Raw genomic sequence first — 12,538 nt, forward strand, 5'->3', positions numbered from 1 at the left:
TTAATAGAAGATTTTCGTTTGTACTAGTTGATTAAGCTGTTCTGCCGACTGCATGATTTCATTTTTCATGTCGTAGATTTGAAGGGCTGTTTCCCGATAGCTGTCCATGAAGTCTGTGAATTCAATCAGATTGACATTTCCTTTTCTGAAATTGGTCAGCATTCCGTTATAAACAAGCTCCATATTCTCAAGATCTGTAGTTTTTACATCCAAAAGCTGATCATACTGTGCTTTCCAGGTTTTGTAAGCAGATTGAACTTTTGTTTCCAGGGTCAGTTTCTGAAAGTCTGCATTTTTCTGGTTTTGCTGAATGGCATAATTTGCTTTTACCACATTCCCCTGATTGGCTTTCCATAAAGGCAAAGGAATTCCTAAGGTCAGGTTTGCTTCATTATTAAAAGTTCCTCCTGCCTGATCCCATGCAGCTCCCACAGTAACATCCGGTACATTCAATGATTTTTGCCATTGCGCATACAGCTTACTGTTATCAATGAGTTTCAAATTGTATTTATAGTCAGCATTGTTTTCCAGCGCCTTGCTTTTCAGTTCATTTTCATCTCCGAAAGGTTGTGCTGCCAACGCTTCTTTAGCTTCCGATTCAGATATTGTAGGTTCTATCTCTTCCGAAACTCCTGTTAAAACTTTTAAGCTTTGTTCAAAATCCAGAATATTTTTATTGATTTCCAGCTTATCATGATTCAACTGAATCACAATACTCTGTAATCTGACAGCATCTTTAAGAGAAACGTTTCCTTTGGCCGACTGTACACGATAGGCATTTAAAAGGTCGTTCATATAACCTAGCTGCCTGTTTGTGTTTTCCAGTTTCAGCTTTTCGTAATAAAGATTGAAATAGGCAGAACGAAGTTGAGACCTTAAATCTACCAGCAATTGTGAAAACTGAAGCTGGGCCAGTTCTTTATTGGATTTGGCGAAAGCGATTTCGTTTTTCTTTTTACCTCCCATATAAATCAATTGGGTAATGCCTGCTCCCTTAGAATGCCCTACATCAAAAAACTTTTTGTCCTGAGGATTGTAAGCATTGAATTGCCCGCTCAATTGGGGTAATTCCCAGATTTTAGCCTGTAGAATATCCGCATCAGCCATATTGATGTTGTATTGTTCGGCGAGCAGCTGGAGGTTGTTCTTCTGAAAGGCTTCTTCACATTCCAAAAGAGACATCTGCTGTTGTGCCGCCATGAATGAGGAAACGGCGAGGCACAGCACTGCAATTCTGTTCATTATTTTTCTTTTTAAAATACAAAATTGCTTTGATGCGATTAAAAGAAACTTAAATGAGGCTTAAAAAAATATTAAAATAGGCTTAAACAGGGCGTTTCAACTAAAAATCCACGAGAAAACAAAGTATATTTTTCTCCATATATTGAATTTTCCAATAAAAATTCAATCTGTAGTTTAACAAAAATGCAGCTGTTTTCGGAGTCAGCTGTTTCTAATTCTATTTTTTAAAAAATAAAGTAAACTTATTAATATATTCTCCCGGTGATGAATATATGATATCAGCATCGTGATATTCCAGGATTCTTTTAACAATTCGAAGACCAAGACCTGAACCTGATATATTCTGAGAATTGTTTCCTCTTGTAAAAGCTTCAAACAGTTTCGTCTGCTCTTCTTCAGAAATAGTATTGCCGTGAGAAATTACTTCTATGGAAAGATTTTCGTTGGTTTCGGTAATCAGGACGTTCACTTCTGTATTGTCTGAATATACTGCCGCATTTTTAAACAAATTAATAAAAACAATCACTAATAACGACTGAATTCCTTTTATGGTCAAAAAGGCATTTTCAGAACTGTCTTCATTAATCATGAAATCCAGCTTAAGTTGTGGATAACTTTTCTCTACGGCTTCAAAGGCTTCAAAAATAACTTCATCAATCCTTACTTCTTCATAAATACTCTGAATATTTTCTTTATCAAATTTCGTCAGCAGTAAAAGTGAATTCGTAAGATCAGACAGCTGGTATACATCTCTCTGTATCTGTTTTAAAGAAGACAGCGTTTCCGGAGAATGTTCCTCGAACTTGATAAGATTCTCTAACTGAAAAGCCATTCTTGTAATAGGAGTTCTGATCTCATGGGAAGCACTTGCCGTAAAATCCTTTTGTGACTGAAATACATCATCCAGCCTTCCAATCATTGTATTAAATGATTTTGCCAAAACACTCACTTCGTCATTAGATTGTTCTACCGGAATCTGCGTGGTCAGTTTATGGGCTGTAACCTCAGAAATCTCTTTGTTAAGATCTTCAAGAGGACGAAGGAACTTTTCCACAAAATAATAACTAAAAAAACCAATAAGCATGGTGCTCATTACATAGGCAGTAATCAAAAGATATTTAAGATAGCCGAGCTTTGATTTTCCGTTGGTATCAAAGGCGCTTGTAAGAATATAATAGTTTTCACCATTGATGGTTCTGAGTGCCGCATAAATCTCCGGAATGGTTCTTTCTGTATAAATGATCTTCTTTTTATCCAGCTCTTTAAGCATCGCACTATCCCAGGTAACATTCCGGTCTTTGATTGTACTGTAGATTAATTCTTTTTTTCCGTTGAAAATTAAAATCTTTTCATTCAAAAGAATATTATCAGAATTCTCATTGAAGAAAACAGGCGCTTCTTCTTCAAAGTCTTTAGATTTTGAGATGAAATGGGAAGTAAATTCTAGTCTTTGCCTGAATCGCTCTTTAAATTCATCCCTTCTGAAATCATTAAAAGATAAATAAATGACCGCCATCACCATTCCAAAAAGTAATGAAAAGGCAATGCTGATCGTTAAAGCTATCTTTCTTTTTAAAGACATTTATAATGGGCTTAGGTAGTATCCGAATCCAGAACGGGTGTGGATCAGTTTTATTTTAAAATCTTTATCAATCTTTTTCCTCAGGAAATTAATATAAACTTCAACCGTATTGGTATTCGTATTAAAATTGTGCTCCCATACATGTTCTGTGATCTGTTGTTTGGAAACAGTTCTTCCCTGCGCTTCTGCAAGGTATACCAACAGCTGAAATTCTTTTAATGTAAGGGTTATTTCATTTCCTCCACGATACACCTTCTGTTCTGTTTTGTTGATAATAAGATCATCAATTCTGAGGATATCCTGATCTGAATTATCAGAAGGAGCTTTTCTTCTCAATAAAGAATTGATTCTTAAAAGAAGTTCTTCAAACTGAAAAGGCTTTACAAGATAGTCGTCTGCTAATCTGGTAAAGGCATCCTTTTTATCAGAGATATCTCCATAAGCAGAGATGATGATGATTGGGGTATTTTTATCAAAAGAACGAATCGTCTGGCATACATCAAGCCCATTTATTTTAGGAACATTAATGTCCAGCAGATACAAATCATAAGTACTGTTTTTTATCTGGCGGAGAAAAGTTTCGCCGTCATAGATCTTATCACAATGAAAATTATTGGATTCTAAAAATCTACAAAGCTCTGCAGACAGAATGAGATCATCTTCTAATAAAAGAATATTCATCAAAAATTTATTTTACACGAATTTAACGAAAATTTTACGATTGTGATTCTATTGGTGAAGTAAAAGTTTTCATGATGTATCTATATTCAACTTTTAAACATATAAGATAAAAATATTAGGCCGAAATCAGTTTGATATTTTAACTAAGCAGGTGTTTAATGATAAGCTTCTCTTTAAAGATAAAATTGATTTCTTTTTATGTGCTAAATAAATTAGGGCATAAAAAAATCCCGAAGAAATTCGGGAAAATCGAGAGCCAACTACGGGACTTGAACCCGTGACCTCTTCCTTACCAAAGACAATCCTACTCTTAATACATTTTTAACATTACTGATTTACAGTGATTTACATTTTAAAAAACTATGTTTTTCTGTTTTTTTATTAACTTCTATTAACGATATTATTAACTTCTGAAAACATTCTGAAAACACCTTTAGCAGGGGCTTTATAAAGTATATATAATTAAAATTATTTAATCTTTTTTACGTACAAATTTTCACATTGTAAGCCTTTGGAATTTAGCCCAGGCAGTCACTTGATAAAGCTTTACAATAAAGTTAATAGGTACTTCTTCAGGTTCGTAGCCCGTTTTATCATATTCAGGCAGACAATCGGGTAGTAAAATCAATGTATTTTTATCCTCTCTATTCCTCTTTACTATCTTAACCGTTCTTAAGCCATTTTCCATTACAATTCCGTAAAGTTCATTTGTAGGAAAATACGTCTGCCAATCCTGAATATCTCTTAATCCAATAACCGCACCGCTGGGTATTAATCTTGAAATAGAATGCCCAACAAGATTACAAGCAAACTCAGCCCGATGAAAATCAGGGCTATTTATATAAAACGAAGGACTAACTGTAGAAAAAATCTCATCAGAACTCCATCCTCCAGCAAAATCTATATCGTAATAAGGTATTTGCACAGGGCTTTCTGCCGGGAGAACAGCTATATTAGTTTTTCCATCTCTTTCAGCACCACTTTCTAACATAGAGCTTTCAGTATTCACACTATCCTCCTCTTCTAAAATATTCTTTAGTTGTTGATTTTTTTTAATCAAATTTTCTTTTAGAATAATACGCAATAACTCAGCTTTTGAATTGGGAATGCTACCTCCATTTTCATAAGAATTTATTGTTTTTCTCGTTACACTTAGCCGACTAGCTAGTTCTTCCTGAGTTATACCTGCTTTTTTTCTAAGCTCCCTTAATTGACCAGCTAATTCACCATCAGTTAATTTGGTTTTTTTTTCATTCATTTTCAACAAATTATATTTTAAAAAGAGAAAAAAGGTTACAAAATATTGTGTGTAACTTTTTGTTACATTATATTTGTATCATAATACACCTCATTAGTGTGCAAATATATATAAAATGAAAGCAATATCATCACACAGAGCAGAAAAAATAATAAAAATTAAAGCAATGGACAAAAGAGAATTAATAAGAAAATGGTTTAGTATTCTTGATAAAACACATAAAAACAATGTAGAAATTGAATTAAGTCAAAAGCATAATGTTACAACCATGACTGTACGATGTACATGGATCTATTCCGGTAAGCTATCTGACAGTTTACTTGACGAAGTTCTTGAAACCCTACAGAGACATTGCGAAAAACAGGAAACTGAGTATTTCAAAAGGAAACAGTCTTTAATTGACGCTATTTAATTGATTATGTCAAATGATTTAAACATATCAAAAATATTGAATCAACTAGATTCTATAATCGCTTATCACAGACTAGCAATAGATAAAGCTGCAATGCTAAGAAGGGAGTTGTCTGGTGTGGGAACTAACAACTCCCCCAAAGGGGAAAAGGTCTTCCCGAGGAAGAGAAAGCAAAATTACTAGGTAGACGTACAAAGAATATGTACAGAAAATAAAAAATCACCTGCACATGGCAGATGATCACTTTTTAACACTAATTATTGTTTTCAACAATAAGATGAGCCACAAATATACAAAAAAATAAAAACAGTTCCGTTTAAATGTTACAAAGTGAAAATGTTAAGGATAGCTATGAAACCACACACTAAAGACATTCCTACTCCAATTGCAATACTATCGATCGTAGCAGGAATTCTTTTAACCGGATATATCCAATTCCTTTAAAAATAACAAAAATAAAATAAATGATGGAATTACAAAATATTTAACAATATGGAAATCAAAATATTAGAACAAAAAGAAATTCTAGGTAAAAATATTACTTTTTATGGAACAAATGACAATCCTTTGTTCTTAGCTAAAGATGTCGCTCAATGGCTCGGATTAACAAACGTGACTGACATGATAAGCAGAGTTGACCAAGATGAGGTGACTAAGTTAAACTTAGGAAGTCTCCAAGGGTGGTGTAATTTTTTAACTGAAAATGGTCTTTATGAAGTTTTAATGCAATCACGAAAACCCATTGCAAAAACTTTAAAGAGAGGAATCAAACAGGTTTTAAAACAAATAAGGCTGACAGGAGGATATATTCCTATACAAAACAATGACTCTCCTGAAATGATAATGGCTAAAGGATTTCAAGTAGCCATGCAAACTATTGAAAGCGTAAAGATGCAGAATAAGCAACTACAAATGCAAAATGAGATCCAGCAGCAAAAGATCATAAGTGACGCTCCTTGGGTTGACTTATCAAAAAACTGTTATAACAGCACCGGATCCTACACAGCCTCTATCCTATCAGCAAGATTAGGATTTAAAAGCGCAAAAGCATTGAATGCAGAATTGAAAAAGTTAGGCGTACAATACAAAATAAAAGGTGATGATTGTTGGAAGCTTACTGCAAAATATTCTGGTAATGGATATACTAAAACAATACCATATCCATTTTTCAGATCTGACGGAACCTCTGACACCAAAAACAGAATGGAATGGACCGAGAAAGGATTTGTTTTCCTCAGGGAGTTTTTGAGTAAAAAACAGATCATGCCATAAATTCTTTCAAATGTACTAAAAAAGCACTTTTAAAAACTATAAAATAATATAATGACATTTTACCAAGACAACAAAAGAAACGAAGCTCAACGATTCAGTAACGACACATTTAAACTTAGATTATCAGATCTTATAATGGGATATGTTCCGTCCTTTGACAATTTTTTGAAAGAGTTCTTAAAAAGTGAACTTTTTTTGAATTGCGGAGATAGTGTAAGCCCCGTGTATCAAGGAACAGATCCAGAAGATGGTATTATAGATTACTTAATTGATATTCCTTTAGCTTCATTTATTCTGTATGACTTATTTAATAAAACAACGGATGAGTATTTTAAAAGTCAGATTGATCTTAGAATAACGGAACTCACTGATACAATCGGTCCACGCACAGGAGAACTAGTCATTAAGAGTTATTAAGCCTTAAAAAATCAAAGGGGTTGATATTGATTCGCCTATCCTCCATTAAATAAAAAATAAAATGAGCTACAAAGATGCCTATTACTTCAGTCATGACAGCAATGCCAGACAGGATGAAAAAATAATAGCTCTGAGAATGAAACTCGGATGGGAAGGTTACGGACTTTACTGGGCACTTATTGAGAAATTGAGAGATGCAACAAATTATATGTGTGTTAAAGATTATAATCTTATAGCCTTTGACCTACGTTCTGATGCTGCGAAAATAAAATCTATTATAGAAGAATTTGGGTTATTTGCCTTCACCATTAATGAAACTGGTGAGTGCTTCTACTCCATGTCTTTAATAAAAAGAATGACTCAATTTGATAGTGCAAAAGCTAAACTGTCTGTTTCTGGAATTAAAGGGAATCTCATTAAAAATAAGCACATAACAAAGGCTCAAGCTGCTAGTATGAATGATGATGAAATCCTTGAATTAAATGAGAAAATTAAGGGTAATAACGGGGGCGGATCGGGGGCGGGTCGGGAGACGACCGCAAATAAAGGAAAGGAAAGTAAAGGAGATAAGAGTAAAGAAAAGGAAATAGAAGTATATAGACAATTCCTCCACCTTTCTATTTCTGTTGAAGATTTTGACAAATTGATTGAAACCGGATATTCCAAGGAGCAAATAGATTCTATTCTGGAGAGCATTGAGAATTACGGTCCGAACAAGAAATACAAGTCTCTTTTTATTACAGCAAAGAACTGGCTAAAGAAAGATTTTGGAGTTCCCAAAACGAAAGAGGAGCAGGTTGTTATTGAAAATGAGACAGAAGAAGAAAGATTCCATAGGGAATGGAAGGCGAAAAATAAAACAATACCAATGCACTGATGGAAACGATTATCTCGCTGGCAACGATGCTCACATATGACATCACGGCAAACAAGCAGGGGGAAAACTACATGCCTTGTCCCGAATGTTCACACAACAGGAGAAAGAAAAATGTAAAATGTTTCTCCTACAACGCTGAAAAAGAAGCTGGATATTGCAATCACTGTGAAGCAAGATTTGTAAAACATAACCCATACGAGAAGAAGGAGTATGTCAAGCCAACATTTGAATTTCAGAATTACACAAAGCTTTCAGACAAGTTGGTTAAATGGTTTGAAAATCGGGGAATATCGCAGCGAACACTTTTGTCAATGAAAATTTCTGAAAAGAAGGAATACATGCCTCAAACGGAAAAAGAAGAAAATTGCATTGTTTTTCCATTCTTTAAAAAATCGGAACTGATTAATCTGAAATATCGAGATGCAAAGAAGAATTTCAAGTTAGCATCCGGCGCTGAATTAATCTGGTTTAACTATGATGCAATACTCAATCATGATGAGGTTATTATTTGTGAGGGCGAGATAGATGCTTTAAGCTTTATTCAGTCCGGATTTGATAATGTTATTTCTGTTCCTAACGGTGCAAATATTGGAAGAATGGAATATTTCGACAGTAGTTTTGAGGATCTGAATAAGATTAAAACATTCGTGATAGCAGTTGACAATGACTTAAAAGGGATAGAGCTGAAACAAGATTTAATCAGAAGGCTTGGAATGGAAAAATGCAAAACCGCATCATTTAAGCAATTTAAAGACGCAAACGAACTCTTAGTATCAGAAGGGGTGGATAGCGTTCAAAGAGCTATAAAAGAAGCCAAATTAATTAAGCTACCGGATATATACTCTGTGGATGATTTCAGGAATGAACTAAACGATTATTTTGAAAACGGAATGCCGCAAGGTAAAGAGCTTGGAATACCAGAATTGGATAAAATAATACGATGGCAGACTGGCCGTTTCGGAGTAGCAACCGGAATTCCAGGAATGGGGAAAAGTGAATTCATAGATTTTGTATACAGCAAATTAAATATTCTCTATGACTGGCCATTAGGGTATTATTCGCCCGAATCAATGCCTTTACAGCTTCACTTCAGTAAATTATTTCCAAAGTTTGTAGGAAAGGAATACAAAAAAGGAGTTGTGAATGAAAGTGAGAAGTATACTGGAGAAGAACATATCAACAAAAATGTTTTCTGGGTAAATCCTCCTGTTGATATGGACATCAATGAAATATTGGCAAGATTTGAATATTTAGTTAAGGCAAAGGGATGTAAGGCTTTTGTGATAGATCCATTTAATAGAATTGAGCAATCAGCAAATCATTCAGACAATGAAAGGTTGTTTATCAAAAAAAGCCTCGTTACAATGAGCAATTTCGCTAAGAGAACAGATAGTTTATTATTTCTCATTGCACACCCTACTAAAATGCAAAAGGAAAAAGGAATTTATAAAATACCTGGTCCTTATGACATTTCCGGTTCTGCCGATTTTTGGAATATGTTGGATTATACCTTAACCGTACATAGGACACAGAATGAAGATGGTAAGTTTCAGTCATTTGGAATCGTGATTGTCCAGAAGGCAAAAATCAACAAGACCATGGGAGATACAGGAACATGGGGGTATTGGTACAACATAAACAATGGTCGGTACATCACTGATCACGATGACGGAAGACCTAAACAATGGGATAATTCAAATTGGATAACCAAAGTAGAATATTTTCCACCTGAAGAAAAAGAATATCAAGTACAGCCTGTAACAATAAACGAAGCTTTTGGAGATGAGTACGCTGAATTACCATTCTGATATTGGATTGAGAGAATTTACGGCTTTACCCCTTGTATTGAATTTTAAGAATTATAAAATGTAACATATGCAAAGTCTAAAAAGCAAAACAAAAGACGGAACAGAGATAGAGATCATTATATCAGACAATGCCATTAAATCGGGGTTCAGCATTGGGAATTGGGCAGATCTGGAAATGATAGTAACGGATAAAAACAACGGACAGTATCAGGCTGATGTGTTTTTAAAGTCAGGATGGACCCATAAAGAACTTCAAGAAATTATAGCACAGACTGTCCTAAGTTGTGATGCAAAAGTTAAACGGGTAAAAGCAACCATCAAGGGGATTGTTTCAGTAAATTAAAAATATAAAATGCTACAGCGGGCTTGAAATTAAAAAAAGAGCTACGCCAGGCTGGAATTTGAGTAGGTACTTTACGGGAATCCCCTTCTACGGCGCTACGAGCCCCAAAAAAGCGCTAGTCACAGAATTTTTTCCTGGTTGCCGGTTGCCAGTATGACAGCACAAAAATGCAGTATTAATAAGGGTTTTAGAAAGACCAGACTGGCAACCTGACACCACTTTGGTTGCCATCATGGTTGCCACTTTGGTTGCCACTCACTAAAAAATTATGAAAAAAGAAAAATATTTATCCATAAGAGCATATGCAAAGCGCGTAGGGGTAAGTCATGCTTCGATTCAGAAGGCCATCAAAGCAGGAAAAATTTCTAAAGGCTATGATTCAGAAACCAAAACCATCAACCCCGATATTGCAGATCAGGAATACGGTTTTCAGACCGAGATCAAAAAGATCAATGAAAAATTAAAAGAAAATATATCCCAGCAGCAATTGGAAGCTTACAGCGGGGTCGATGTCGTTGAGATACAAATCTCTCATCAGGACACAGCACCTGAAGCCTTGCGAAAGCAAATCATCATTAAAGCGCAGCTCGATCTCTTGAAACTCAAAACAGAAAGCGGACAGCTCGTAAACAAAGAAGAAGTGTATAAAGAAATTTACGCCTATGGCAAAGAAATCAGAATGAGTCTGCAAGCTATCCCCGACAGGATCATAGATCAGCTCCTGACCATGGACCGAAACGATGCCCATAAATTATTAACTGAAAGCATCAACGAATCTTTAATAAAACTTACCACCTATGCTCATTAAAGGATTTTTAGACGCCTTACAACCAGAACCCATACTATCTGTGAGCCAGTGGGCAGATCAAAACCGACTCTTAGACAGTAAAAGTTCAGCAATGCCAGGAAAATACAGAACTTCCATCACTCCGTTTCTCAAAGAGATTATGGATCATCTCGGGGAATATTCTCCTGTAGAGGAAGTTATTGTCATGAAGGGAGCACAGCTGGGCGTGACCGAGGCAGGACTCAATTGGATAGGCTACACCATTGATATCTCCCCCTGCCCTATGCTTTTTGTAGAACCCACTAAAGAAGTGGTGGAACTGGTCAGCAAGACCAGAATACAGCCTATGCTCGAAAGCTCTCCCAGCTTGGCACACAAAGTAAAACCACCTAAGTCCAGAGACAGCGGAAATACCCTCACAAAAAAAGAATTTCCGGGTGGAGTATTGAGATTAGCAGGAGCCAACAGCGCTGCAGGTCTCAGAAATATGCCCGTCAAAAGACTCATGCTCGATGAGGTAGATGCTTATCCTGTGGATTTGGATACTGAAGGAAATCCCATTGACCTGGCAAAGAAAAGGACTTCCACATTTGCCAAAAGAAAAATCTTCATTTTATCCACTCCGGTAACAAAAGGCCTTAGTGTTATTGAGCCCCTGTTTGAGAGTACCGACCAGAGATATTTCTTTCTTCCTTGCCCTCATTGCGGAACTTTGCAGCATTTGAAATGGGAAAATTTAAAATATCAATACAACAAAAGCGCAAAGGTCGCAAAAGAGGTTTATTACCAGTGTGAACACTGCCAGGAAGGTATTCAGGAATCTGAAAAAACAAAAATGCTGGAGAGTGGAGTTTGGATACCTACAAAGCCTGAGAATCAAAATAAAAAAAGAGTGGGCTACCATATCAATTCCCTCTATTCCCCTTTAGGATGGAAAAGCTGGGAGGATTTAGCCATAGAATATGAAGAGGCCATGGGAGATGTCCCGAAAATGAAAACGTTTTACAACACCTCCTTAGGGCTGACCTATGAAGAAAGCGGAGATAAGCCCCAGTGGGAAGCATTGTATGACCGTAGAGAGGATTACCCGAGAGGAAAAATACCCACTGATGAAATTGCTTTTTTAACAGCCGGGGTAGATATTCAGAAAGACCGTATCGAACTGGAAATAGTAGGCTGGTGCGAGGGGAAGGTTTCCTACTCCATTGATTATAGAGTGCTAATGGGGTTTGTGGCAGGTGATGGCAGCGCCCAGGTTTGGCAAAAACTCGATGCCCTGCTCAATGAAACATGGATAAGACCCGACGGCACACAGATGAGTATCAGAATGATGTGTGTGGACAGTGGAAACTGGTCCAGTGAAGTCTATGCTTTTTGCGGCCGTTATCCCCCTTCAAGAGTCGTCCCCATCAAAGGACGTGACAATCAGATTACCATTATTTCTGCTCCAAAAGCCGTGAATGTTACCAGAAAAAATAAACCCATCAATGGCGTTAAAGTATGGCATGTCGGCGTTTCATTATTAAAATCGGAACTATACGGCTGGTTAAGAGTTAATCAGGGAGATCCAGGGTATTGCCATTTCCCAATGTATGATGAGGCCTACTTTAAAGGACTTACCTCTGAAGAACTTATTACAACCAAAAATAAAAATGGACACACGGTACAGAGGTGGGTGAAAAAGTTCACCCGAAATGAGCCCCTCGATATAAGGAACTACGCCAGGGCAGCGGCCCATATGGTCGGCATGGACTCCTTTTCACCCAAACATTGGGAACTCATGCGAAATAAAAGAACCGGAGCAGTTAAAAATAAAGTAAAGAAGAAATCAGATTTTTGGAATTAATATGGAAAAACAC

General features: G+C 36.1%; 12 protein-coding genes. 8 read left to right on the forward strand and 4 right to left on the reverse strand.

What is annotated here, in order from left to right; genetic code table 11:
• The 4 genes from CLU97_RS18030 to CLU97_RS24085 form a co-directional block, all read right to left on the reverse strand.
• A complete protein-coding gene (locus CLU97_RS18030; protein WP_121489160.1) occupies positions 1-1,242 on the reverse strand; it encodes a TolC family protein in 1,242 nt (413 codons plus the stop codon).
• Positions 1,243-1,459: 217 nt separating this feature from the next.
• On the reverse strand, positions 1,460-2,824 hold the full coding sequence (locus CLU97_RS18035; RefSeq protein WP_121489161.1) for an ATP-binding protein: 1,365 nt from the start codon (positions 2,822-2,824) through the stop codon (positions 1,460-1,462).
• Positions 2,825-3,505, reverse strand: a complete 681-nt coding sequence (locus tag CLU97_RS18040) for a response regulator transcription factor (RefSeq protein ID WP_121489162.1) — start codon at positions 3,503-3,505, stop codon at positions 2,825-2,827.
• 496 nt (positions 3,506-4,001) lie between these two features.
• Positions 4,002-4,763 carry a helix-turn-helix domain-containing protein gene (locus tag CLU97_RS24085; protein WP_228437790.1) on the reverse strand — a complete coding sequence of 254 codons (762 nt, stop codon included), beginning with the start codon at positions 4,761-4,763 and terminating at the stop codon, positions 4,002-4,004.
• A gap of 115 nt (positions 4,764-4,878) precedes the next feature.
• Between CLU97_RS24085 and CLU97_RS18050 the strand changes: the two genes are divergently transcribed.
• The 8 genes from CLU97_RS18050 (at position 4,879) to CLU97_RS18085 (ending at position 12,525) form a co-directional block, all read left to right on the forward strand.
• The gene (locus CLU97_RS18050) at positions 4,879-5,175 is read left to right on the forward strand and encodes a hypothetical protein (protein WP_121489163.1); all 297 of its coding nucleotides are present in this window, start codon (positions 4,879-4,881) and stop codon (positions 5,173-5,175) included.
• Positions 5,176-5,667: 492 nt separating this feature from the next.
• Positions 5,668-6,447: a phage antirepressor gene (locus tag CLU97_RS18055; protein ID WP_121489164.1), complete on the forward strand. Its 780-nt coding sequence runs from the start codon at positions 5,668-5,670 to the stop codon at positions 6,445-6,447.
• A 51-nt stretch (positions 6,448-6,498) separates the two neighbouring features.
• Positions 6,499-6,864, forward strand: a complete 366-nt coding sequence (locus CLU97_RS18060) for a hypothetical protein (protein WP_121489165.1) — start codon at positions 6,499-6,501, stop codon at positions 6,862-6,864.
• 61 nt (positions 6,865-6,925) lie between these two features.
• The gene (locus CLU97_RS18065) at positions 6,926-7,741 is read left to right on the forward strand and encodes a Lin1244/Lin1753 domain-containing protein (protein WP_121489166.1); all 816 of its coding nucleotides are present in this window, start codon (positions 6,926-6,928) and stop codon (positions 7,739-7,741) included.
• Entirely contained in the window at positions 7,741-9,549 is a 1,809-nt protein-coding gene (locus CLU97_RS18070) for a bifunctional DNA primase/helicase (RefSeq protein WP_121489167.1), read from the forward strand. The genes CLU97_RS18065 and CLU97_RS18070 overlap by 1 nt, the downstream gene beginning before the upstream one ends.
• 67 nt (positions 9,550-9,616) lie before the next feature.
• Positions 9,617-9,892 carry a hypothetical protein gene (locus tag CLU97_RS18075; protein WP_121489168.1) on the forward strand — a complete coding sequence of 92 codons (276 nt, stop codon included), beginning with the start codon at positions 9,617-9,619 and terminating at the stop codon, positions 9,890-9,892.
• A gap of 268 nt (positions 9,893-10,160) precedes the next feature.
• Positions 10,161-10,700 (forward strand): hypothetical protein, encoded by a 540-nt coding sequence (locus CLU97_RS18080; RefSeq protein WP_121489169.1) that lies wholly within the window; start codon positions 10,161-10,163, stop codon positions 10,698-10,700.
• Positions 10,690-12,525 (forward strand): phage terminase large subunit family protein, encoded by a 1,836-nt coding sequence (locus CLU97_RS18085; protein ID WP_121489170.1) that lies wholly within the window; start codon positions 10,690-10,692, stop codon positions 12,523-12,525. Before CLU97_RS18080 ends, CLU97_RS18085 begins: the two co-directional genes overlap by 11 nt.
• Positions 12,526-12,538: the final 13 nt, after the last annotated feature.

This window comes from Chryseobacterium sp. 7 (assembly GCF_003663845.1).
In the GTDB taxonomy this organism is placed as follows: domain Bacteria; phylum Bacteroidota; class Bacteroidia; order Flavobacteriales; family Weeksellaceae; genus Chryseobacterium.